Genomic DNA, 23266 nt, shown 5'->3' with positions numbered 1-23266 from the left:
GTGCGGGAGGCCCGCCCGGTTCGCTTTGTCTCTTATTCCTGACCTCAACGACCGGCTTTGGTCAACTCCTCCTGAAGTTCAGGGAGGATTTGAAACAGGTCTCCAACGAGTCCGTAATCGGCCACCTGGAAGATAGGGGCCTCCTCGTCCTTGTTGATGGCCACGATCACCTTGGAATCCTTCATGCCGGCGAGGTGCTGGATCGCGCCGGAGATGCCGACCGCGATGTAGAGATCCGGAGCGACGACCTTGCCGGTTTGGCCGACCTGCCAGTCGTTGGGCGCATAGCCCGCATCGACAGCCGCGCGCGAGGCACCCATGGCCGCGCCGAGCTTGTCGGCGATGGGCTCGATGTATTTGGTGAAGTTTTCCGCCGAGCCGAGCGAGCGGCCGCCCGAGATGATGATCTTGGCCGAGGTCAGCTCCGGTCGGTCGGTGTGAGCGATTTCTTCGCCCTTGAAGCTCGATAGCTGAGGATCCGCCGTCGGGTTCACGCTCTCGATGGAAGCGGAGCCGCCCTCAGCCGCTGCCGGGAAGGCGGCGGTGCGCACGGTGATGACCTTCTTGCCGTCGGTCGCCTGTACAGTCTGGATCGCGTTGCCCGCGTAGATCGGCCGCTCGAACGTGTCGGGCGAGACGACTTTGGTGATATCGGAGACCTGCATCACATCGAGGAGCGCCGCGACGCGCGGCAGTACGTTCTTGGCCGTCGTGGTCGCAGGCGCGACGATGGCGTCATAGGGTCCGGCGAGCGAGACGATGAGGGCTGCCAGCGGCTCGGCGAGCTGATGCTCGTAGGCCGCGTTGTCGGCCAAAAGCACTTTCTCGACGCCGCCAAGCTTGGCTGCGGCCTCGGCGGCAGCTTTGGCGTTCGCGCCTGCCACCAGCACGTGAACCGGCGCTCCGAGTGCGGCAGCAGCCGACAGGGCCTTGTGGGTTGCGTCCTTCAAGTGAGCGTTGTCGTGCTCGGCGATCAGCAATGTGGTCATTGGTCTGTTCTCCCTTAAAGCACGCCGGCTTCGACTTTAAGCTTGTTCACGAGTTCGGCCACCGAGCCGACCTTCACGCCGGCCTTGCGGCCGCCGGGTTCCGTCGTCTTGAGCACTTTGAGGCGCGGGCTCACATCGACACCGAGCGTCTCGGGGCTCGTTTCATCGAGCGGCTTCTTCTTCGCTTTCATGATGTTGGGAAGCGACGCGTAACGCGGTTCGTTCAGGCGCAGATCCGTGGTGACGATAGCCGGCAGCTTCAGGCCCACCGTCTGCAACCCGCCATCGACTTCGCGGGTCACATCGATCGCGCCCTCACCCACATTCATCTTGAAGGCGAAGGTGCCTTGAGGCCAGCCCAGCAAAGCCGCCAGCATCTGACCGGTCTGGTTCGAATCGTCGTCGATGGCCTGCTTGCCCATGATCACGAGATCCGGGCTTTCCTGCTCGACGATCTTCTTGAGGATCTTCGCCACGGCGAGCGGTTCCACCATCGCATCGGTCTTGACCAGAATGCCGCGATCCGCGCCCATGGCGAGCGCCGTGCGGATCGTCTCGGCCGCTTGTGCGGGGCCGATCGACACCGCCACGATTTCCGTCGCTTTACCCTGTTCCTTCAGTCGAACCGCCTCTTCGACAGCGATCTCGTCGAACGGGTTCATCGACATCTTCACATTCGCCAATTCAACTCCGGATCCATCGCCCTTCACGCGGATCTTCACGTTGTAATCGACGACACGCTTCACAGGCACCAGAAGCTTCATGCGAATGTCCTCACTCGAAAGGCCGCTTGCAGAGACAATCGGATGCACCCGACAACCTCCGACTAGATTGGCATTTGGATGCTGGGGACCCTAGCGGGCAAGGGCCGATTGTCAACGCGAGGTGCGTGATTTCAAGGCTATGCATGTGATTCTTGTCACCGGGAAACGCTCAATTCACGCGCTTCTAAGCGGGCCAGAATAGGATCATGACGATGGCGCATGAGCGGTACCAGAAGTGCACCGGTAACGAACCCGCCGAGATGGGCGAACCAGCCGACGGACTCGTCGATGCCGAAGAAAGCGGCGCCGATCTGGAGCGCGATCCAGAAACCGATGGCTCCGAAGGCAGGAACGTGAAGCGGAATGCCGACCCAGAACAGGGCCCAGATCCGCACGCGCGGATAAAGGATGAGATAGGCCGCCACCACTCCCGACACGCCTCCCGACGCACCGATCAGCGGGCGATAGGACGTGGCGTTCATATAAGCGTGAGTGAGGCCCGCGGCGACGCCACACAGGATGAAGAAGATGAGGAAGCGCACATGCCCCATGGCGTCTTCCACATTATCGCCGAAGACCCAGAGAAAAAGCATGTTCCCGCCCAGATGCATCAGCGAGATATGGACGAAGATGCTGGAGATCGGCGTAAGCAGGACTGGCAGAAAAGGATAGCCCCCCGGAAGAATTTCATGGCCGAACAGCACGGAGGGGAGCAGGCCCAGACCCGCCACCATCGCGTCGTTTCCGAGAGAGCCGAAGCGGCTGAAGAGATAGACCGCGATGCAAATGCCGATCACCAGTCGCGTCATGACTGGGATCCGCATGTTCTTCAGCGGCACTCCATCATGCAGAGGCAGAAACATGGCGCTGCCTCAACGGTTTTGCCCGGGCACCCACAAAACGTCGAGGGCGCCGTTGTCGTTGATGGAACGTGACGCGACGAAGAGAAGGTCGGAAAGGCGATTGAGATATTTCACCGCGATGGGAGAGACTTTCTCCTCCGGCCGATCCATGAGCTCTACCACACGCCGCTCTGCTCTCCGACATACGGTGCGCGCCAGATGAAGGGCGGCTGCGGCCGGTGTGCCGCCAGGGAGCACGAAGGATCGCAAGGGCGCGAGGTCGGCATTCAGAAGATCGATTTCATGTTCCAGTCGCTCCACCTGCGCCTCGGTAATGCGGAGCGGTTCGTAGGGAAGCGGCTTGCCGGTTTCCACCGTCGCCAGATCGCCGCCGAGATCGAACAGGTCGTTCTGGATGCGCGCCAGCATTTCATCGATGGAATGGTCCTTGGTGTGCAGGCGGACCATGCCGATGCAGGCATTCGTCTCGTCCACCGTACCGAAGGCCTCGATTCTCAAATCGTATTTCGCACGCCTCCCGCCGGCCGCGAGAGCGGTCGTGCCTTTGTCGCCGGTGCGGGTGTAGATGCGGTTGAGAACGACCATGGGTGGCGGGTGCTTTTTGCTTCGGCTGAGGGTTTAAGAAGTAAGCCGATAATTGCGTGCCGCACAATCGCGACAAAACGAACGCCAGAGATATCTCAGCGAAACAAGAACCGGTTCGCCCGAACACCGTCGGTTAGAACGAATAGCCGACCCGCGCGCCGATATTCGTCAAACCCCTATTGTCGGCGCAGGAGCCGCCGTTCGAAAGGTGTTCGATGGTCGCCATCAGGTTCCAATTGGCGGCCAGACGCACACCGACCGAGCCGGACTCGCGAAACAGAGGCGAGCATCCCAGGGACGACCGATCCGGCGACGCGTACAAATGGCCTTTTTCGCCGTTGTGGATCGCGCCGCCGAAGCTGCCTTCCACGAAGAAGGTCGGGGTGATGTCGACGGTCCAGGTCAGGCCGGCATAGGCGAAACTGGCAAAACCCTCGAAATTCACGCTGCCGCCGATATGCGGGCGGGGGATGAAATAGCTCGTGAAGAGATCGGAGGCCGTAAACGGCTTAGCGAAAAGAATCTCGCCGGTCAGGTTCGCTGACTTGTTCCGGCCTTCCGGTCCCCAGGGATCCTCAGCGGACAGGCCGAAGCGCAATTCGGAAACAAAGCTTGTCGTGGGAGGCACGGTGGCCGTCGGCTCGACGACGGCGTTGGCCACTTGCTGCCGCTTGGCGTCTGCCGCAACGGCAGTCGATACGCCCGTCAACGCAATCAAAAGGCTCAGGCCTGTGATCGTGCTGGCGCGCATCGGTTCCCTATTGTTTGAACAAGCAATTAATAAGCCGCTCACGTTAACGAACGGTTATCCATAATGCGCCCCTTTAAAGGACGATGGTGGGATCGTGTCAATATCGGGTCAGCGGAGCCGTTCAGGCCGCACGCCACCAGACGACGGCCATGATGACGATAATTGCAATGAATTGCAGGAGGATACGCAAGCGCATGAGCTGCTGCGACTTATTGGGGCTTCCCCCGCGCATCATGTTGATAAGCCCCAAAAGCAGAACGATCGCGACGGCGACAACGGCGACCGATACGAGGATATTCGAAAAGCTGGTCATGGTTATTCCCTAACGTCCGGCGGTCTCGCGTCACCCGGGCCGAGCGTTTTTCGGAACCCGTCATGCTGGTTGATGCCATCCGTTACAGGTTAATTGCGTCGCAGCAAACGCTCGAAATAATCAAGTTCTTCCTGCGGGCGGCTGGGATCTCCCAGTTTGCGCCGCAATTCTTCCAGAATCCGGGCCGCACTCCCGCCACGCCCCAAGCCTGGGATTGTCGTCCCACCCTCCGTTTCGCCCCGTTCGCGGAAGGGACGATTGAGCGGATCCCGGTTGTCGGCTTGGCCATTCTGGCGCCCTAGCGAGCCCGGTTCGCCTTCTCCCTGGTCTCCGGCCTGATCGTTGCCTTGGCCCTGCTGCATCTGTTGCGCCATGCCCTGCATGCCGCGCCGCAATCCTTCGAGCGCGCGGCCCTGAGCCTCCACAGCCTGACTGTCCTGGCCCTGGCCCAATGCATCCTCGGCCTCACGCATCGCCTGTTCGGCGTCTCCAAGGCCGTCCTCGTTCTCCATCCCGAGGCCACGCATCCGGTTCTGCAGGTCGCGCAATCTGTCGCGCAAGGCTTGCTGGCGTTGCGAAAGACCCTGTGAAGGATCGCCGTCGCCGCCTTCCGCCTGCTCCTGTCCCTGACCCATTTGCGGCTCGCCGTTCTGACCGTTCTGGCCCTGCCGCTGCTGGCGCTGGCGATTGCGTTCGCCCTGGCGCATGCGTCGGTTCTGCCCATCCTGGAACGTTTCGTCGCGCAATTGCTGCTGCTCGCGCGCCATGTTTTCCAGGTCCTGCATGGACTGGCCCATTTCCCGTCCGAGAGGATCGTTCTGACCGGGCCGCGCCATCTGCAGGTTTTCCAGGATGTTGCGCAGCTGGTTGAGCAGGCGCTGCGCTTCGGCCACATCACCGCGGCGCATGGCTTCCTGCATCTGCCTGAGCATCCGGTTGAGATCGTCCTGCGAAATGACGCGATCGGGCGCGCGCTGGTTCTGCTGCGCCTGGCCGCGCTGCTGCATGCGCTGGGCAAATTCGCGCAGGAATTTATCCATGGCCTGACGCAGTTCCTGGGTCAGGCGATTGATTTCATCGTCTGGAGCGCCGCGCTCGATGGCCTCGCTCAGTCGCTCCTGGGCGGCGCGGAGATCGCGTTCGGCCTCGCTCAGATTGCCGTCCTCGATCTGGACCGCCATGGTCCAGAGCCAATCGGCGACATCGGTCAGATCAGTATCGGTCTTCGCTTTTCGCAGGCGCTGCGCGGCCGTGCGAAGGCCGATAAAGACGCCCCATTGCGGTGTGTAAGCATCAGGGGCGATGAGCAGCGCGTCCAGCGCGGTCTGGATCCTTTTGCGATCATCCGGCGCGAGCACGAGATTGCTGCGCTGTTCCACCAAAGCCTTGGCGAGAGGATTGTTGAACGAGCGCTGCGGCAACTTGAATTCGATGGGCTCGCTTAACGCTTCCTGCCCGGCATCGTCCTTCACGCGCAGCCTTACCTTGACGCGCGCGCCGGCCCAGGGATGTTCGGTCAGGTCCACAATGGAGCGGGTTTCTGCCCCGTCCGGTGCCGGAAGGGCCAATGCGATCTGCGGCGCTGGAACGAGCGAGCGGCCTTTCGTCTCGGCTTTTTCGACGATGCCCTCGATGGAAGAAATTCCGTAATCGTCCTTGCCCTTGTACGCGAGCGTGAAAGTGCCGCGCGCGTTGATTTCGGGTGGTCCGGAAAACGCGATTTCCGGCGGCCGGTCGGGGATGGCTTCCACCATCAGCTTCACGGTGCGCGCGAAGCCGGTTTTCACGGATAGAGCGGCATTGCCTTGCAGAGTAAAGCGCTGCTCACGCAGATCGCTGCGCCGGGTCGCGGCTTCTGGCTGCGCGACGAGTCCCTGTTCCGGTGTGATGGTGGCGTCGCCTTCGCCCGCCACACGGATGACGATTGTCGATTTCATCGGGGCGCGCAGGCTCTGCTCGCCTTGAGCCAAATCGATCATGAGCGGGGGGAGACGCGTGTAAAGTGGCGGGTCGATCCAGCCATCGACGCGAAAGGCTGGGTCGCGTGCGGCGGTCTCGCCCCAATCGAAAGCGGCCTTCAGTCTTTCTCCGATTTCCGGGCCGGCCACGAAGGCACTCGCAACGACTGCGACGATGCCGGCGGCTCGAAGAGCGTAACGGTCGCGGCGCGGCATGTCGGGGCGGGGTGGCGAAACCCGCAGACGATCGAACGCGGTCGCTGCGCGCTTCCGGTGTAACGCCCACAACGCGGCAGTGCCGGGATCGTCCGAGCCCATGGCGAGGCTGTCATCCAGAGTCCGCGCGGGGCTGTGCGAAATCCCTGAATCCCGGTCGAGCCGATCAAGCGCTTCAACCCGGTTCGCCCGGCGCAAGCGGGACAGGGGCCAGAACGAGCCGAGGAAAGCGAGCCCGAAAAGCCCGACACCGATCATGCGCGCCAAAGGCGGTGTCTCAAACCAGAGGCCGAGCCAGGATACGGTCAGGAAGGCGCCGATAACGGCAAGCGGCAGCCATAGGACGGGCCAGGCCTTCTCCCACCAGAGTACGGAACGAGCGCGCATGACCAAGGTATCGAGGCCTGCTCGCTCCTTATCGCCTTTGCGTTTCGGCTCCGGGCCCGCGCTCATCCAACCAAGTCTCCACCTCGCGGTTACGCCGCGCGCGATGCGAGTCAGCGCCCCGTGTCTAAGCTAGCATGCCCTCCGACGATGACCAGACGTCAATTGTGCACGGTTTGTTGAACCGCGAGCTTTCAAGGCGAGCTTGCGAAGGCAAATACAACGAAACAACGATATGTTCCGGATATGTTATTGAAATAATCAAACAGAACAGGTCGTGGCACCCAGCGCGAATTCACGGTGGTCAACAGCGCTAAGGTTGAGCACTCTTCGTCCTGGGGACGGCTTTCTCCTCCCACTCTGGGACGCCGGCGCGGCTAAGAAAAGCCCGGCGTTCATCACCGAGGCTTTTCGTTTGAACGCGATGTTCGCTATCGCCATCGCATGGCGAGCCACCGTGAAGGTCAGGCAAGCCAATCGGGCATGCGGTCGAGGCCGATCAGGTCTTCATAAGTTTGACGCGGGCGCACGACGGCATGCTCGTGCCCGCGCACCAAGACCTCCGGCACGAGGCGGCGGGTGTTGTAAGTCGTCGCCTGCACAGCGCCATAAGCACCTGTCGTCATGATGGCGAGAAGATCTCCGGCCTTCACGGAAGGCATGTCGCGTGAGAGCGCCAGATAGTCGCCCGTCTCGCAGACAGGGCCGACCACGTCGGCGATGATGTGCGTGGCATTGCGACCCGGAGCCACGACGGGTTTGATGTCGTGATGGGCGTCGTAGAGCGTCGGGCGGATCAGGTCGTTCATCGCCGCATCGACGATGACGAAGGTCTTGCCGGCGCCTTCCTTCACATAGATCACCTGTGTGATGAGAATGCCCGCATTGCCCGCGATCAGGCGGCCCATCTCGAAGACAAGCTTCAGCCCGAGATCGCGGGTGTGGCGCTTGATGATGTCGGCATAGGCCTGCGGATCGGGCGGGGGCTCGTTGTCCTCCCGGTAAGGCACGCCGAGGCCGCCGCCGAGATCGATGTGATGAAGCTTGTGCCCATCCGCCATCAGGTCGCGCGCGAGTTCCGCAAGAAGAGCCGTTGCGTTGTCGAAGGGCGACAGATCCGTGATCTGGCTACCGATATGCATATCGACGCCGGTGACCTGAAGTCCTTTCAGGGACGCCGCGCGTGCATAGACCTCGCGCGCCCGGGCAATCGGAATGCCGAACTTGTTCTCGGACTTTCCGGTCGAAATCTTTTTGTGGGTCTTGGCGTCCACATCCGGATTGATGCGGATCGAGATCGGCGCGCGTGTCCCCTTCGCAAGTGCGACTTCCGACAGGGCTTCGAGTTCAGGCTCCGACTCGACGTTGAAGCACAGAATGCCGCTATCGAGCGCAAGAGCCATTTCCGCCTTGGTCTTGCCGACGCCAGAGAAAACGATTCGCTCCCCGGGAACGCCGGCGGCCAGCGCTCGCCGCAATTCACCCTCCGAGACGATGTCCATACCCGCACCGAGGCGTCCGAGGGTCGCGAGCACCGCCTGGTTGGAATTCGCCTTCATGGCGTAGCAGACAAGGGCGTCCGTATCCGCGAAGGCCTCAGCGAGCACGCGGTAATGCCGCTCCAGCGTGGCGCTGGAATAGCAATAGAAAGGCGTTCCGATCTCGGCCGCGATGCGGCGTAAATCGACATCCTCGGCGTGCAGCACGCCATCCCGATAGGCAAAATGGTGCATGGGGTGACTTGTTCGCGGTGCTACAGAATCGGATCGAGAATGAACTGCGACTTCGGGATGGTGAAGCCGCGTTTGGGGTTCTTTCTCGGGGTCCCCACCGGCGACGGCAGAACGCTATCGTTGGTGTCGTCTTCGTCGCTCGACTCGGTGGTGGTTTGCTGGGCTTTGGGCGCGGACGGGTCCGGCGGGGCCTCAGGCGCGCCACGGCGCCCGCAAGCGGTAAGGGTCAGGACAAGGGCTCCCGCGACCAGGGCGGCGCGGAGAAAAGGCAGATCAGGCAACATCAAAACGCTCCGAAACGTGGCCGCACCATAGCGGGAAGAAACGGCGGAGGCGAGGGGGATGACAATCCAGCCTGGAAAACAGCCGTGGGACGCCGGAAAGCCTTGCGCTCACCGGCATTATCGTTACAAAATAACGTTTGGATAATTGCATCTTGCCGCGAGGAGCATGTCATGGCGCCGATCAAGTGGAGTGAATTCCATGTCAACCGGACGGTCGCCGGGGTTCAGCAGCAAGTGCAGGTCCAGGCGCTCAAGAACGGCATGTTCGTGGGGACGTGGCTTGAAGAGGTGAAAAACGATCAAGGCGTCGTCGTTTCATCGGCAATCAAGGCGCAGGTTTTCTATTCCGGAGCCGCTCCGATGGGGTCGGAAATCCCGGTGAGCCTGGCGACCACCGGGTCGGTGGAAGAGCCCACGATCACCGTTCTATCGAGCGGCCGGTTTGTCGTGGCCTGGCATTGTGAGGATCCTGATCCGGGTGCGACGGTCAAGTCGACCATCAAGGCGCGGATCTTCAATGCCGACGGAAGTGCCTACGATGCCGATGGCGACGGCATGCGGGACGAAGAAATCGTTCTCGCCGGTAGCGCCGAAGCCGGAAAGCTCTCGCATCCCTCGCTCGCCGCTCTGTCCGGCGACAAGTTTGTCGCGACCTATACGACAAACAATGGAACGCCTGCCACTCCCGAATACGATGTGAGGGGCTGCCTCTTCTCCGGCTCGGGCGTCATGCAAGGCGACGCTTTCGTCGTGAATGCGACGACTATAGGCGATCAGGGCAATGCGACGGTCATTGGCACCGATGGCGGCTTCGCGGTCGTCTTCTCAAGTATGGAGGTGATTTCGGGGTCGCCTGTCGACCGGGTTTCCGGACGTGTTTTCACGCTCGACGGGGGCACCTCGACGGGGGGCGCACAGTTCGTTCTGTCGAATTCATGGGACGGGCTCGCACCGCCCAAGATAACGAAGCTCGCGGATGGACGCTTTGTCGCCGTCTGGTCGGAGCTGGATTTTTCAGGTGCTGCGGGCGCCGATGTGGACGGAACCTGCGTCAAGGCGCAGATCTACAAGGCGGATGGGACGCCGGATAGCAATGCTATTCGCGTGAATGCGCTCGTAAAGGAAGGCGATCAATTCGCTCCCGCAGTGACGGCTTTGGCGGGTGGCGGCTTCGCGATTGCCTATGTCTCCCCGGGAGCTTCATCCGGATTCACCAACATCCGCACTGTGACCTTCAGCGGAGCGGGCGCGTTCGTCGGCGAAGATGTCGTCGCGAGTGATGTTTCGATCAATGCCTATCGCGGTGCCCCGACCATCACCGAATTGTTCGACGGTCGCCTCATCGTCAGCTGGGATCAGGTCAAGAAGATCAGCCCGAATGGGGCGCCTGCGGTGTTCGACCGCGATACGGTCGGGCAAGTGCTCGACTATCGCATCAAGGGCATCGATCTCACCTGGGGTAACGGGAACGATCAGGCGGTCGGAACACAGTTCGACGATACGATGAACGGCGGCGACGGCGACGATCACCTCGCGGGAGCCGGAGGAAACGACTTGCTGATCGGCGGCTCTGGAAGCGACCGTCTCGAGGGGGGCACCGGCGCGGACAAGATGCAAGGCGGCATTGGAAATGACGTCTACTATGTCGACAATGCGGGTGACACCGTCACTGAAGGGACTGGCGAAGGCTACGATACCGTTTTCACGTCCACCGACTACATACTCGGCGCCAATGTCGAGGCTCTGGAGGCTCTCACCGGCGCCGTTCGTCTCACTGGCAATGTGGGCGCCAATGTCATCAGGGGCAATGCCGCAGACAACATCATCAATGGTGGCGCGGGTGCGGACCGGATGGAAGGCGGCCTCGGCAACGACAGCTACGACGTCGACGATGCGAACGATGTGGTCGTCGAGAATTTTGGGGCCGGGCTCGATACCATCTTCACGTGGATCAGCTACACACTTGGCGAGAATATCGAAAACCTCACCGGCCAAGGGACCGCCAAGCTTTCTCTGAGGGGCAACGATCTCGCCAATGTCATCACCGGATCGACAGGCGCGGACACGATCAGGGGCGGCCTCGGCCAAGACAAACTCGTCGGCGGCAAAGGCAAGGACATTTTCGTCCTGGATTCGCCCGCCCTCAATACGAAGGCCAATGTGAAGGCGCTTGCGGACTTCAAAGTGGTGGACGACTCGATCTGGCTCGAGAATGCGGTTTTCACCAAGCTCGGCAAGAAAGGCAGCGAGAAGAAACCCGTGCAGCTCGCGACAAGCGCCTTCTGGCTCGGAACCAAGGCCCACGACAAGGACGACCGCATCATCGTGGACATCAAGAAGGGCAACGTCTTCTATGACGAGGATGGCAGCGGCAAGAAAGCGGCGGTTCTGATCGCGACTCTGCCGAAAAAACTCACGACGATTTCCGAGAAAGACTTTTTCATCATCTGATGAAATTCGTTCTAACTGACGTGGAAACCTCGCCCGCCGAATGCGGCGAGGTTTTTTTGTTGCGGGCTGAGCGGGTGGCGGCGATTTCCGCCCACTTTGCGGTCGTCAGAGGGCTCCCTGCCTTGCGCCTCGCTAAGTCGTGTTCGGCTCCTTGAACGCGGGGGCTTGAGGTCGGGCTTAAAACGCGCGACATCGACGGCATGTCGAATACGATTGAGAAAAAGCGAGCCCGGCGCGCGCCCTGGATAGTCGGTCTCGTCGGATTGTGCGCTCTCGGCGCTGTGACCTTGTATGGCTTTTCGGGTCGCCCCTTTATTTCCGACACGCAGGAATGCCGCGCGTCGGAGGCTGTGCTGCAACGGCTTCGGCCCTTGGCGAAGGGCGATTTGGCGGCGCTTGTCGTTCCGCTAACGTCCAAGACGCTGCCTGTGCTCGCCTTCAAGGATGAGGCGGGACAGGCGAAGACGTTGGAAGGTTTCAAGGGCAAGGCCGTTCTGGTCAATCTCTGGGCGACATGGTGCGTGCCCTGCCGCGAGGAGATGCCGGCGCTCGACAAGCTTCAGGCGGATCTGGGCTCGCCCGATTTCGAGGTGGTGGCGATCAACGTCGACACCCGCAATGCCGAGAAGCCGAAGGCTTGGCTGAAGGACAACGGGATCGCCAACCTCGCCTATTACGCGGATCCTTCCGGAAAAGTGCTGCAGACCCTGCAGAAATCCGGACATGTGGTCGGCCTGCCGACGACGCTTCTCATTGATGGATCGGGGTGCGAAATCGCCCTGTTGAAAGGGCCCGCCGAATGGCATTCGCCGGACGCGCTCGCTTTCGTGCGCGCGATGCTGGGGCGTTCCTGATTTTTCAGGGATGCTTTGTGAAGGCGCCGTTCGCGTCAGGCACGCCCACCTCGCCGGAAAAGGAAGGTTTGGAGAGACGCCACGGGCGGTCCCTGGCCTGCCGGGCTTCGCCCTTTCGCAAGAGCTTTAGCGTCCCATCCGTGCCGACCGAGTCGATGACGATGAGGCCAAACGCCTGCAGCATCGTTGCGGCCGTCTTGGTGGGGAGATCGTCGGCGCGGACAGCTATCGAACCCGCTGCATAAACCGCTTCGATCAGACTTTTGGACGCCGGCGCGGTGTGGTTCTTCTGGGCTCGTCTGAACGCAAGAACATTCGTTTCGGCAACATTCGTTTCGGTACTTGGCATTCCGGCCCCCATTTTTGCAGCGCGTGTCGCCCGTTACCGGGTCATGAACCGCGCCAGTGTGCCGGAATGCTCGACGGGGAGGGAATGCGGCAAATGCACATCCTTCAGGCAACAAAAAAGCGGGCCTGTTGTGGCCCCGCTTGATTGTCTTCTTCGGCTTCTTGAGGGCCTCAGGCGGTCTGCTTGACCGTGATGCCCTTGTCCGCGAAAAACTGCTGCAATTCGCCCGCCTGGAACATTTCGCGCGCGATGTCGCACCCGCCGACGAATTCACCCTTCACGTAGAGCTGGGGAATGGTCGGCCAGTTCGAATAATCCTTGATGCCCTGACGGATGGTCTCGTCCTCGAGCACGTTCACGCCCTTATACGGCACGCCGAGATAATTCAGAATCTGGACGACCTGGCCGGAGAACCCGCACATGGGGAATTCAGGGGTGCCTTTCATGAAAAGCACGACGTCGCTGGACTTCACTTCGTTGTCGATAACCTGACGGGCGTCAGTCATGGGATGCTCCTACTCCACGGCGGTCAAGGCGCCGGGTTCGATATGTCTCTCAATTGTCGGGTGCAAGCGTCGTCAAAGCAAGGGCGTGCAGCACACCGCCCATGTTTCCTTTCAACGCGGCATAGACCATCTGGTGCTGCTGCACCCGGGTCTTGCCCTTGAAGGCGGAGGACACGACGGTCGCGGCATAGTGATTGCCGTCGCCTGCCAGATCCTTGATTTCGATCTTGGCGTCCGGGAGCGCCGTCCTGATCATGCTCTCGATTTCGCCTGCATCCATCGCCATTTCGCGTTTCTTTCCATTCAGGCCTTGCCGGCCATGTAGTCCGGCAGCCAGGATTCATGGGCCGCCTTGAGGTCTTTCACCGATATGGCTTGGCCACCCGGCAGAATCAACGAATCGCCGCCGGTCAGGCCGAGGGTGATGGCAGGAATGCCGAGTGCCGTGGCCTCGTAGAGAATATCGGCCGCGTCATTGGGATCGACCGCAATCACATAACGGCCCTGATCCTCGCCGAAGAGGAAGGCGTGGAGGGGAATGCCTTCCGGCTGATAACCGATGATAGCGCCGATGCCGCGCGCCATCGCCATTTCGGCGACCGTGAGGGCAAGACCGCCGTCCGAGCAATCGTGCACCGTATCGACCTGTCCTGAACGGATGAGCTGGCGCACGAAATCGCCGTTGCGCTTCTCTGTCGCGAGATCGACCGGCGGCGGAGCGCCTTCCTCGCGCCCGCAAATGTCGCGCAGGTAGATCGACTGGCCGAGCCAGCCCGAGGTCGCGCCGATGAGGATGAGCGCGTCTTCCTCGCGCTTGATCGCGACAGTGGCGTGCACCGCCACATCGGCGACGATGCCGACGCCGCCGATGGCCGGGGTCGGCAAAATGCCCTGGCCGTTGGTCTCGTTGTAAAGCGAGACGTTGCCGGAGACGACCGGGAAGTCGAGTGCGCGGCAGGCTTCGCCGATTCCTTTCACGCAGCCGACGAATTGGCCCATGGCCTCGGGACGCTCCGGGCTGCCGAAATTCAGGTTGTCGGTGATCGCCAGCGGCAATCCGCCGACGGCGGTGATATTGCGCCACGCTTCCGCGACCGCCTGCTTGCCGCCCTCGAACGGATCGGCCTCGCAATAGCGCGGAGTCACATCGGTGGTGAGGGTAAGGCCCTTCGGCCCGTCCTCGATTCGCACGATGGCCGCGTCGCCGCCGGGGGTCTGGACCGTGTTGCTGAGAATCAGATGGTCGTACTGCTCCCAGACCCAACGCTTCGAGCATTGATCCGGCGAACCGACGAGCTTGCGTAGCGCCTCGATCTCGGAGACGGGCGGCTTCACGCTCTCAGGCGCGATGACCGGCAGGGCGGGGCTCGGGACATGCGGCCGGTCGTAGAGCGGAGCCTCGTCGCCGAGTTCCTTGATCGGCAGATCGGCCTTCACCTCGCCCTGATGCTTGATGACAAAGCGCAGGGTGTCGGTGGTCCGGCCGATGACGGCGAAGTCGAGCCCCCATTTGACGAAGATCGCCTCGGCGTTCTTTTCCATGCCGGGCTTGAGCACCATGAGCATGCGCTCCTGACTCTCGGACAGCATCATCTCGTAGGCGGTCATGCCCTCTTCGCGGCAAGGCACTTTGTCGAGATCGAGTTCGATGCCGAGGTTGCCCTTCGCGCCCATTTCCACAGCGGAGCTGGTGAGACCCGCCGCGCCCATGTCCTGAATCGCGATGACCGCGCCCGACTGCATGAGTTCGAGGCAAGCTTCGAGCAGGAGCTTTTCCGCGAAGGGATCGCCGACCTGGACGGTCGGGCGCTTTTCGTCCGACGCGTCGTCGAACTCGGCGGAGGCCATGGTCGCGCCGTGGATGCCGTCGCGGCCGGTCTTGGAGCCGAGATAGACGATTGGGTTTCCGACGCCGGTGGCCTTTGCGTAGAAAATCTCATCCGTGCGGGCGAGACCCACGGCCATGGCGTTGACGAGGATGTTGCCGTTGTAGCGCTTATCGAACCCGACGCTGCCGCCCACCGTCGGCACGCCGAAGGAATTGCCGTAGCCGCCGATGCCAGCGACGACACCGCCGACGAGGTGCTGCGTCTTCGGATGATCAGGCTCGCCGAAACGCAGGAAGTTCAATGCCGCGATGGGGCGCGCGCCCATGGTGAACACGTCGCGCAAAATGCCGCCGACACCGGTCGTCGCGCCCTGATAGGGCTCGATGAAGGAGGGGTGGTTGTGGCTTTCCATCTTGAAGATACAGGCCTGCCCGTCGCCGATATCGATGACGCCCGCATTCTCGCCGGGTCCTTGAATGACCCAGGGGGCCCTCGTCGGCAGGCCGCGCAGATGGATGCGCGAGGATTTGTAGGAACAATGCTCGTTCCACATGGCCGAGACGATGCCGAGTTCGGTGATCGTCGGCGTGCGGCCGATGAGGGCAACGAAGCGCTCGTATTCGTCGGGCTTCAGCCCGTGCTCCTTGACCAGCTCCGGGGTGATGGCGACGTCGTTGCGGATCATCCGAGTTCTCGCGTTTGGAAGAGGTCAGGCCGCGCGGCGGGTGGAAGAAACGAGGCTCTCGAAGAGCCCGCGTCCATCGGTGCCGCCGATGAGATCTTCAATCAGGTTTTCCGGATGGGGCATCATGCCGAGCACGTTGAGCTTGTCGGAATAGATGCCCGCGATGGAATTCATGGAGCCGTTGCGGTTGGCGTCCGGCGTCACATTCCCGTTCTCATCGGAGTAACGGAAGGCCACCAGACCTTCGCCCTCGATGCGCTTCAGGGTCTCGCCATCGGCCGTGTAGTTGCCCTCGCCGTGGGCGACGCAGACATCGATGGCCTGCCCCTTGGCATAGGCGCTCGTGAAGGCCGTGTCGTTGCGCTCGACCTTGAGGAATTGGCGGTGGCAGATGAATTTCAGGTTGGCGTTGCGCATCAGGATGCCGGGCAGAAGTCCCGATTCGCACAGGATCTGGAAGCCGTTGCAGATCCCGAGCACGAGGCCGCCCCGCGCCGCGTGGGCCCGCACCGCATCCATGATCGTGGCGCGTCCGGCGATCGCGCCGCAGCGCAGATAGTCGCCATAGGAAAAGCCGCCGCCGAGAACCACGAGATCGGTACCCTTCGGCAATTCGGTCGCGGAGTGCCAGACCGTCTCGACCTGCGATCCGGCCTGCTTGAGCGCACGCACCGCATCGCCGTCGCGATTGGTTCCGGGAAAGACGAGAACAGCGGATTTCATTCAAGCCATCCTTTTTGTCGTCATGGGCCGGTGTCCCGGCCATCCCACGCCTTGCGGCGCGGAGAAACGTGAATGCCCGGATCAGGTTCCGGGCATGACGGTCAGATGAGGTCTATCCGGTAATTCTCGATCACCGTGTTTGCGAGCAGCTTCTCGCAAGCGGCCTTCAGCGAGGCCTCGGCCTTGGCCTTATCGATCGTGTGCAACTCGATGTCGAACACCTTGCCCTGGCGCACGCTGTCGATGCCTTCGACGCCAAGCGATTTCAGAGCTCCCTCGATGGCCTTCCCTTGCGGGTCGAGAACGCCGTTCTTGAGGGTCACGGTGACGCGAGCTTTCATGGGTCTGGTCCAGGCCGGTTGGGATTTGAGCCAACGCCATAAAGGGAATGATCGCCGGATACAATGTCCCTCGGATCTTATTGTCAGGCGACAGGGTTCGCTGCACGAATCTTCGCCGGATTATGGTCTAGGTGCCGCAATATCGGGCAGCGACTCGGCGGACCGTTGCCTCGACCTCGCGCTCATCCCCGCCGATCACCAGGATGACAAGAAGGCCGTCATTCCTGCGCTGTGTAAGAGAGGCGCTCCAAACGGGCGGCTTTGCGGCGTCCGCACGGGTCAGCGACAGAATGAATCCGTTTGCGGAAGCGGCCAGAAGAGGTTTTGCTCGGGCCACCACCTCCGCTCTGCCGGGCGTGGAGGAAAGCGCTCTGGCGAGCGCCTGCGGGTTCCGCGACACCGCCTCGGCCTTATCCGCGTCCGGGCCTGTAAGGCGCAAGACACCTGCGACGATCCCCGGTCCGCATTCGGCGCAAGCCGAAATCGCCTCCAGCTCGCCGCGCCCTTCCGAAAGAAAGGGCCCCAGGGGCAGGGAAAACCAAGGCGCATTCTCCGGCACGCCCTCGACATTTCGGGGAAGATAGCTGCAACCGCCGAGCAGGAAGAGGCCGAGAATGGCGATCCGGGCGACAAGGCTGGAGGGGAGGCGACGAGAAGGCATGGCGCTTGTATGCGTCAAACTTGGCCTGAGGTCGATGGGGCGTTGCGCCGTCGAGGCCTCTGGCCCTCACGGCCCTCATCCCCGGCCGGAGCGAAGCGGAGGGGAAGCAACTATAAAGAATCTATGGTGCTTTCCGGTCCTGCGGGACCGCCGGGGTGAGACAGGCACCACGCAGCCTCACCCTGAGGGATGCGGAGCATCGTCTCGAAGGGCGAGGCGTCTCCGAGCGCGCTGGAGCCTCCGTCGAGACGCCGCTACGCGGCTCCTCAGGATAAGGTGAGGGATCCTCAAAGCAAAAAAGCCCGGCGTGAGCCGGGCTTGATCGAGCGGAATGAGGTTCGCGTCTTACTGAACGAGGCGCGGGCCCGGCATGGCCGGGTTTTCGTTCTCGGAGAGGATGCCGAGGCGGCGGGCGACTTCCGAATAGGCTTCCACGAGGCCGCCCATGTCGCGGCGGAAGCGGTCCTTGTCCAGCTTGTCCTTGGACTTGATGTCCCAGAGACGGCAGGAATCCGGGGAAATCTCATCGGCGACGACGATTCGCATCATCTCGCCTTCCCAGAGGCGGCCGGTTTCCATCTTGAAATCGACGAGGCGGATGCCGACGCCGAGGAAGAGGCCGGAGAGGAAATCGTTGACGCGGATGGCGAGCGCCATGATGTCGTCGATCTCCTGGGGCGTCGCCCAGCCGAAGGCGGTGATGTGCTCTTCCGAGACCATTGGGTCGTTGAGGGCATCGTTCTTGTAGTAAAACTCGATGATGGAACGCGGAAGCTGCGTGCCCTCCTCGATGCCCAGCCGTGTCGAGAGCGATCCGGCGGCCACGTTGCGGACAACGACCTCGAGCGGGATGATCTCGACCTCGCGGATCAACTGCTCACGCATGTTGAGGCGACGGATGAAGTGGGTCGGTACACCGATATCGTTCAGATTCTGGAAGACGAATTCCGAGATCCGGTTGTTGAGGACGCCCTTACCGTCGATCACTTCATGCTTTTTGGCATTGAAGGCGGTAGCGTCATCCTTGAAGTGCTGGACGAGTGTTCCAGGCTCCGGTCCCTCATAGAGGACCTTCGCCTTGCCTTCGTAAATGCGACGGCGGCGATTCATCAGTGTCTACCGTGGTTTGAGGAAATCAATGCCGAGGCTCCCTTGGATGCAGATCCGCGGCTCGCACAGGCATTGCGGCGAACCGCCGCCCGGCTTGAAGCGCAACCTATCCGATCCCTGGGATAAGCACAACGCGGGGCAGGGGTGTCTCATGCTCCCGAAATCATCTCGCTCGCGTCGTTTTTCAAGGCTACGATGTTGGCGAGACTGAAACCGCGCCCTTATATCGCGGAAAGCATAAAACGGGAGGAGTTGCCGATGACGGAGTTCGACAAGCGCGAAGAGGCGTATGAGAAGAGATTCGCCCTCGACGAGGAGCTTCGGTTCAAGGCAACGGCCCGCCGCAATAAGCTTTTGGGCCTCTGGGTCGCCGAGCAGATCGGAAAATCCGGGGCCGATGCGCAAGCCTATGCCAAGAGCGTAATTCTGGCCGATTTCGAGGAAGCCGGTGACGCGGATGTCATCCGTAAGGTGAAAGCCGATCTCGAAGCCGCTGGTAAAAGCACGGATGATGCCCAGTTGCAGGCGAAATTGCGGGAGCTGATGGCGCAGGCCGTCGACGCGTTGAAGGCTGGGCGCTAAGAGGCGGCAATGAATACCTTCCTTCCTGAGCGCTGGAAAAACGGCGGTTCCGCCTTTGCGGCCTGGTGTGGTCTGCCTGAGCCGAGCATTTCGGCCGTTCTGGCCCGTGAGGCCTTCGACGCCATCGTGCTCGACCTTCAACATGGGGTCATCGATTTCGCGGCGGCCGCGCGGGCCATATCCGGGATCGCGGCTGCGGGTAAGCCAACTGTCGTCAGGGTTCCCGTCGGCGAATTCGGCACGGCATCGCGCTTCCTGGATGCCGGCGCCGCCGGGGTGATCGCGCCGATGATCAATTCCCTCGAAGATGCCCGTCGTTTTGCCGGGTTCATGAAATATCCGCCCATCGGCACGCGCAGTTGGGGGCCGCACGGCGCTCTGACGCTCTCCGGCCTCGAGGTGGGCGCCTATTTCAACAAGGCGAACGGGCTATCTTCTGCCCTCGCCATGATTGAAACCCGCGAGGCGCTCAACGTCGTCGATGAGATCCTGGCCGAACCCGGAATCGATGGCGTCTTCGTCGGTCCCGCGGACCTTTCCATCGCGTTGTCGGGCGGCAAGAGTCTCAATCCGGGAAGTCCGGAGGTGGAGGCCGCCATCGACCACGTGCTCGCCCGCACGAAAGCGGTCGGCAAGATCGCCGCGATCTACGCCGCCAATGGCGAGAAGGCTGCCGAGTTGAGCCGGAAGGGTTTCCACTTCATCTCGATCGGCACCGATGCGGGGCTTCTCCGCATGGGGGCCGCAACGGCTTTGGCGGCGGCGCGAGGCTGACGCTATTGGGGATAGGGGAGCCCGAAGGACTGGGTCAGAAAAAGTCCGCCATGCTGGAGCGCACCCCCGTCGATGCCGTGGCCGACCCCCATGGAAATATGCCATTGGCAGGGGATCTCGGCGGCGGCCAGCGCCTCCTTCGAGAAGAAGAACATGTCGATCGGCAACACCTCGTCCCGGTCCCCGTGGGTAAGGAGGATCGGCGGTTTTCCCTTCGCCTCGGCCTTGAGGCTATCGGGCCCCTTATCCGAATCGAGCACCAGAAGCCCCGAAAAGCCGAGAATGCCGGCGGGAGCTACGGGTCGACGCAAGCCCATATGCAAGGCCATCATCGTACCCTGGCTGAAACCCACGAGCGCCAGCTTCGTGTCGTCGAGGCCATATCGGGCCAATTCCGCATCGAGATAGGCGCCGAGAGCCGGGGCGGCGCTCTGGACCCCGCGCCAGAACTCGGTCGGATCGCGAAGGGTCAGGGGGAACCATTCCTTCCCCATCGGCGCACCTTCACAAGAGTTCGGCGCATTGGGCGCGGCGAAGGCCGCGTCAGGCAACAGGCCTTGCCACTGATAGCCGAGTTCGATCAGATCGTCCCCGTTGGCCCCGCGACCATGCAGGAACACCACCAATTGCTTGGCGGTTCCGGATTTCGGGGCGATGCGAGGACCGTCGAGGGTAACCATGGGCGAGACCTGCCATATATAAAGGAGGAGCGAAGCGCCCCTTGCCATCGCAGATCAAGCGCGCCCTTCTTCTCCGGTCAAGCATCGAATGAGACCCGGTGCCAAGATCCGGCTTGGCGGAGTCGCCTTCGATGACGGCCCCGGTCTTCCGATTCGCGCCGAGCCCGAACGGCCGGCTGCACCTGGGGCACGCTTATTCGGCTCTGTTGAATCAGGATCTTGCCAGCCGCCTTAACGGACGGCTTTTGTTGCGGATCGAAGACATCGACATCACCCGCTGCCGGCCGGATTTCGAACAGGGGATCTATGACGATCTCAGCTGGCTCGGCCTTCGCTGGGAAAAACCGGTTCGCCGCCAATCCGAGCATTTTGAGGATTATCGCGCTGCGGCCCGGCGTCTGCGGAGCATGAGACTTCTCTATCCGTGCTTCTGTTCCCGCAAGACGATCATGGAAGCTGTGGCACGAAACGAGGCCGCAAGCGGGAATCCTTGGCCGCGCGATCCCGACGGTGCTCCGCTTTATCCAGGCCTTTGCCTTTCCTGCTCAGTCGATGAGGCCGAGAAGCGAATCGCTGCCGGCGAGGACCATGCCTGGCGGCTCGATATGCAGGCTGCCCTTGCCTCTGCTCCCGGGCCTTACACTTATCGTCGCTTCGACAAACAAGGTCGGGAGGAGTTGGTCGAGGCGCATCCGGAGCGCTGGGGCGATGCGGTGATCGTGCGCAAGGAAACTCCGACCAGCTACCATCTCTCGGTCGTGATGGACGATGCCTTGCAAGGCGTCACCCACGTGGTGCGGGGCCAGGATCTCGAAGCCTCCACCGATCTTCATGTCTTGCTGCAGCGCTTGCTCGGCCTACCGACGCCGCTCTACCACCACCATGGGCTGGTACAGGATTCGAATGGGGACAAGCTCGCCAAGAGCCGGGGATCCGAATCGCTCGCTGAACTGAGGGATCGGGATGTGAGCGCCGTGGAGGTTCGCGCGCGCCTGGGTTTTGGCGCTCAGAGCCTGATTGTGTCTCTTTGAAACACGATCAAGCTCTCGATTCCTTATTGCCGCATGATCCGGGCGAACAACCGGTTTCCACTTGTTCTGATCATGCTCTAGACGCCGAGCACCTGAAGCCAGATCAGGGTCGTGACGATGGCGAACAGGGTCGAAAGCGTAATGGCGGCCGAGGCGATAGGGACACCCTCGTTGTAACGCTCCGCGAAGAGGTAGGCGTTGATGCCGGACGGGCAGCAGGCGAACAGGATTGCGACGCCTGACCAGGCCGGCGGCATGCTGAAGACCTGCGTCGCGAGGATCAGGACGATCAGTGGATGAACAACCACCTTTAGAACTGCGATGATCGTCGGAAGCTGCCACCCCATTCCGATTCCGTAGCGACGCAGGGCGATTCCCATGGCAATCAAGGCGCAAGGGATGGCGGCGCTGCCCAGGAGATCGACTACGTGCAAGATCGGCTCGGGGACGTCAGAAGCGATGGGGCGGAAGGCACTCCCGGCCAGGATGCCGACCACGATCGGATGCGTGAGAAGACGGCGGATCAACTGAAGCGGTGAAGTGCTCCGCCCCTCCGCCAGCACCGTCGCAAGCGTCATCGTTACCGGCAGATGGATGGCAAGGAGAAGGAACAACGGCACCGCGCCCGCTTCACCGTAAGCCTTGAGGATCATCGGGACCCCGACGAAGACGGTGTTCGCCTGGCCGGCGGAAAAGCCCGCGACCACCTGGGAAATGCCGCTCAATCCATAGAAGCGGCGTCCGACGAAAGCGGCCAGTAACCAGACCGCAGCAACGCCGACGAAATAGGAAATCCAGTAGCCCCAAGGTTGAACAGCGGGGATTTCTGCTTTCACGAGGGTTCGGAAAATCAAACAGGGCAGGGCGAGAGTAAAGACAAATTCCGACAGCCCCTCGCCGACACGGTGCGAAACATACCCCGTGCGACTGGCACCATAGCCGATTGCGATCAGACCAAAGATCGGCAGGACGATCGCAAGAGATTCAAGCATGTGGCCTCAGCGCAGATCGGCCCTTTGGGCGACGTTTGTCGTAGCGGTCGCCCGGGAGAGCAGATCGTCGATTTGCTCGCGCTGGCGTTTGAACTCGTTCAGTCCGCGCCCTTCGAGCTCGCGTCCGCGTGGCAGGCGGATTTTCATCGGGTCGACGAAATGGCCGTTGACGATGACTTCATAGTGCAGGTGCGGTCCGGTGGAGAGGCCTGTGCTGCCGAGATAGCCGACGATCTGGCCCTGTTTCACCTTGGCCCCAGGGGCGACGCTTTTGCCGAAGCCCGACATATGGTTGTAGGCGGTTACATAGCCGTTGGCGTGTTGAACCTCGACGCGGCGTCCGTAACCTGATTCCCACCCCGCCTTGATGACGGTGCCGTTACCAGCCGAGAGGATCGGCGTTCCGATCTTGTTGGACCAATCGACGCCTGTGTGGGGCCGGCTGTATCCGAGAATCGGATGGAAGCGGGTGCCGAAGCCGGAACGCAGGATGCCCTCCGCGATCGGCTTGCGTAGCAGGAATTTCTTGAGCGAGCGGCCCCCTTCGTCGAAGAAGTCGACCATTCCGTCATCGCCTTGGTAGCGATAGATTCGGCGCGCTTCGCCGCCGGTGGTCAATGAGGCGTAGAGCACTTCAGGAGCCGTGCTGCTGTTTTCGTCGTCCGTACCGAAGAAGATTTCAAATGTATCGCCAGGGGAGACGCGGCGCTGGAAATCGACGTCATAGCCGAAGATCCGCACCAACTCGTCGACCGTCTGGCGTGGCAGGTCGTTCTTCAGAGCCGTTTCATAAAGGCTTTCATAGAGGCGGACACCGCGGCCATCGTCCTCTTCGTCAGTCTCTTCCGGAGCGGCGGT

Annotated in this window: 25 protein-coding genes (1 of these 25 running past the window's edge); 5 read left to right on the top strand and 20 right to left on the bottom strand. The window is 61.7% G+C overall.

Annotation, left to right across the window (positions count from 1 at the left end; genetic code table 11):
- Nucleotides 1-44: 44 nt before the first annotated feature.
- The 9 genes from AB4072_RS10045 to AB4072_RS10005 all read right to left on the bottom strand — a co-directional run bounded on the left by AB4072_RS10045 (nucleotide 45) and on the right by AB4072_RS10005 (nucleotide 8840).
- Nucleotides 45-989: an electron transfer flavoprotein subunit alpha/FixB family protein gene (locus AB4072_RS10045; protein WP_441967638.1), complete on the bottom strand. Its 945-nt coding sequence runs from the start codon at nucleotides 987-989 to the stop codon at nucleotides 45-47.
- 14 nt (nucleotides 990-1003) lie between these two features.
- Nucleotides 1004-1753, bottom strand: a complete 750-nt coding sequence (locus AB4072_RS10040) for an electron transfer flavoprotein subunit beta/FixA family protein (RefSeq protein WP_441967636.1) — start codon at nucleotides 1751-1753, stop codon at nucleotides 1004-1006.
- Nucleotides 1754-1908: 155 nt separating this feature from the next.
- The gene (locus tag AB4072_RS10035; protein ID WP_441967635.1) at nucleotides 1909-2616 is read right to left on the bottom strand and encodes a rhomboid family intramembrane serine protease; all 708 of its coding nucleotides are present in this window, start codon (nucleotides 2614-2616) and stop codon (nucleotides 1909-1911) included.
- A gap of 9 nt (nucleotides 2617-2625) precedes the next feature.
- Nucleotides 2626-3201 (bottom strand): cob(I)yrinic acid a,c-diamide adenosyltransferase, encoded by a 576-nt coding sequence (locus tag AB4072_RS10030; RefSeq protein ID WP_441967633.1) that lies wholly within the window; start codon nucleotides 3199-3201, stop codon nucleotides 2626-2628.
- 133 nt (nucleotides 3202-3334) lie between these two features.
- Nucleotides 3335-3952: an acyloxyacyl hydrolase gene (locus AB4072_RS10025; protein ID WP_441967631.1), complete on the bottom strand. Its 618-nt coding sequence runs from the start codon at nucleotides 3950-3952 to the stop codon at nucleotides 3335-3337.
- Nucleotides 3953-4073: 121 nt separating this feature from the next.
- Nucleotides 4074-4265, bottom strand: a complete 192-nt coding sequence (locus tag AB4072_RS10020; RefSeq protein ID WP_441967629.1) for a twin transmembrane helix small protein — start codon at nucleotides 4263-4265, stop codon at nucleotides 4074-4076.
- Between the two features lie 89 nt (nucleotides 4266-4354).
- Complete coding sequence (locus tag AB4072_RS10015) at nucleotides 4355-6892, bottom strand: TIGR02302 family protein (protein ID WP_441967628.1); 2538 nt, start codon at nucleotides 6890-6892, stop codon at nucleotides 4355-4357.
- A gap of 395 nt (nucleotides 6893-7287) precedes the next feature.
- Nucleotides 7288-8556, bottom strand: a complete 1269-nt coding sequence (gene lysA, locus AB4072_RS10010; protein ID WP_441967624.1) for a diaminopimelate decarboxylase — start codon at nucleotides 8554-8556, stop codon at nucleotides 7288-7290.
- A 20-nt stretch (nucleotides 8557-8576) separates the two neighbouring features.
- Complete coding sequence (locus AB4072_RS10005; RefSeq protein ID WP_441967622.1) at nucleotides 8577-8840, bottom strand: LptM family lipoprotein; 264 nt, start codon at nucleotides 8838-8840, stop codon at nucleotides 8577-8579.
- A gap of 171 nt (nucleotides 8841-9011) precedes the next feature.
- Between AB4072_RS10005 and AB4072_RS10000 the strand changes: the two genes are divergently transcribed.
- Complete coding sequence (locus AB4072_RS10000) at nucleotides 9012-11291, top strand: calcium-binding protein (protein ID WP_441967621.1); 2280 nt, start codon at nucleotides 9012-9014, stop codon at nucleotides 11289-11291.
- 200 nt (nucleotides 11292-11491) lie between these two features.
- On the top strand, nucleotides 11492-12145 hold the full coding sequence (gene tlpA / locus AB4072_RS09995; protein ID WP_441967619.1) for a thiol:disulfide interchange protein TlpA: 654 nt from the start codon (nucleotides 11492-11494) through the stop codon (nucleotides 12143-12145).
- 4 nt (nucleotides 12146-12149) lie between these two features.
- Here the strand turns inward: tlpA and AB4072_RS09990 are convergent, their stop codons facing one another.
- From AB4072_RS09990 to purC, 8 genes are all read right to left on the bottom strand, one after another.
- Nucleotides 12150-12494 carry a hypothetical protein gene (locus tag AB4072_RS09990; RefSeq protein ID WP_441967618.1) on the bottom strand — a complete coding sequence of 115 codons (345 nt, stop codon included), beginning with the start codon at nucleotides 12492-12494 and terminating at the stop codon, nucleotides 12150-12152.
- A gap of 170 nt (nucleotides 12495-12664) precedes the next feature.
- Nucleotides 12665-13000 (bottom strand): Grx4 family monothiol glutaredoxin, encoded by a 336-nt coding sequence (gene grxD, locus AB4072_RS09985; protein ID WP_441967616.1) that lies wholly within the window; start codon nucleotides 12998-13000, stop codon nucleotides 12665-12667.
- A gap of 49 nt (nucleotides 13001-13049) precedes the next feature.
- Nucleotides 13050-13286, bottom strand: a complete 237-nt coding sequence (locus AB4072_RS09980) for a BolA family protein (RefSeq protein WP_441967615.1) — start codon at nucleotides 13284-13286, stop codon at nucleotides 13050-13052.
- Between the two features lie 17 nt (nucleotides 13287-13303).
- Complete coding sequence (gene purL, locus AB4072_RS09975) at nucleotides 13304-15514, bottom strand: phosphoribosylformylglycinamidine synthase subunit PurL (RefSeq protein ID WP_441967614.1); 2211 nt, start codon at nucleotides 15512-15514, stop codon at nucleotides 13304-13306.
- Between the two features lie 24 nt (nucleotides 15515-15538).
- Nucleotides 15539-16237 carry a phosphoribosylformylglycinamidine synthase subunit PurQ gene (purQ, locus tag AB4072_RS09970; RefSeq protein ID WP_441967612.1) on the bottom strand — a complete coding sequence of 233 codons (699 nt, stop codon included), beginning with the start codon at nucleotides 16235-16237 and terminating at the stop codon, nucleotides 15539-15541.
- Nucleotides 16238-16338: 101 nt separating this feature from the next.
- A complete protein-coding gene (gene purS / locus AB4072_RS09965; RefSeq protein WP_441967610.1) occupies nucleotides 16339-16578 on the bottom strand; it encodes a phosphoribosylformylglycinamidine synthase subunit PurS in 240 nt (79 codons plus the stop codon).
- Between the two features lie 127 nt (nucleotides 16579-16705).
- On the bottom strand, nucleotides 16706-17239 hold the full coding sequence (locus tag AB4072_RS09960; RefSeq protein ID WP_441967608.1) for a hypothetical protein: 534 nt from the start codon (nucleotides 17237-17239) through the stop codon (nucleotides 16706-16708).
- Nucleotides 17240-17584: 345 nt separating this feature from the next.
- Nucleotides 17585-18349 carry a phosphoribosylaminoimidazolesuccinocarboxamide synthase gene (gene purC, locus AB4072_RS09955; protein WP_441967606.1) on the bottom strand — a complete coding sequence of 255 codons (765 nt, stop codon included), beginning with the start codon at nucleotides 18347-18349 and terminating at the stop codon, nucleotides 17585-17587.
- Between the two features lie 258 nt (nucleotides 18350-18607).
- Between purC and AB4072_RS09950 the strand changes: the two genes are divergently transcribed.
- The gene (locus tag AB4072_RS09950; protein WP_441967604.1) at nucleotides 18608-18931 is read left to right on the top strand and encodes a DUF1476 domain-containing protein; all 324 of its coding nucleotides are present in this window, start codon (nucleotides 18608-18610) and stop codon (nucleotides 18929-18931) included.
- A 9-nt stretch (nucleotides 18932-18940) separates the two neighbouring features.
- Nucleotides 18941-19705 (top strand): HpcH/HpaI aldolase family protein, encoded by a 765-nt coding sequence (locus AB4072_RS09945; protein WP_441967602.1) that lies wholly within the window; start codon nucleotides 18941-18943, stop codon nucleotides 19703-19705.
- A gap of 2 nt (nucleotides 19706-19707) precedes the next feature.
- Here AB4072_RS09945 and AB4072_RS09940 read toward each other — a convergent pair whose 3' ends face one another.
- Entirely contained in the window at nucleotides 19708-20385 is a 678-nt protein-coding gene (locus AB4072_RS09940; RefSeq protein WP_441967600.1) for an alpha/beta hydrolase, read from the bottom strand.
- A 131-nt stretch (nucleotides 20386-20516) separates the two neighbouring features.
- On the opposite strand from AB4072_RS09940, the gene gluQRS reads away from it, so the two are divergent.
- On the top strand, nucleotides 20517-21416 hold the full coding sequence (gene gluQRS, locus AB4072_RS09935; RefSeq protein WP_441967598.1) for a tRNA glutamyl-Q(34) synthetase GluQRS: 900 nt from the start codon (nucleotides 20517-20519) through the stop codon (nucleotides 21414-21416).
- Nucleotides 21417-21493: 77 nt separating this feature from the next.
- Here gluQRS and AB4072_RS09930 read toward each other — a convergent pair whose 3' ends face one another.
- Together AB4072_RS09930 and AB4072_RS09925 are read right to left on the bottom strand one after the other, a co-directional pair.
- A complete protein-coding gene (locus tag AB4072_RS09930) occupies nucleotides 21494-22408 on the bottom strand; it encodes an AEC family transporter (protein ID WP_441967597.1) in 915 nt (304 codons plus the stop codon).
- 6 nt (nucleotides 22409-22414) lie between these two features.
- Nucleotides 22415-23266 carry the 3' end of a M23 family metallopeptidase gene (locus AB4072_RS09925; RefSeq protein WP_441967595.1) on the bottom strand. 1197 nt of this gene lie beyond the right edge of the window, so the window shows 852 of its 2049 coding nt (coding positions 1198-2049); the start codon falls outside the window, past its right edge; its stop codon occupies nucleotides 22415-22417.

It is taken from the genome of Microvirga sp. 2MCAF38 (genome assembly GCF_052115485.1).
Lineage (GTDB): Bacteria > Pseudomonadota > Alphaproteobacteria > Rhizobiales > Beijerinckiaceae > Microvirga.
Note: the sequence above shows the minus strand (reverse complement) of the source record. Positions and strands in the feature narration are given on the sequence as shown.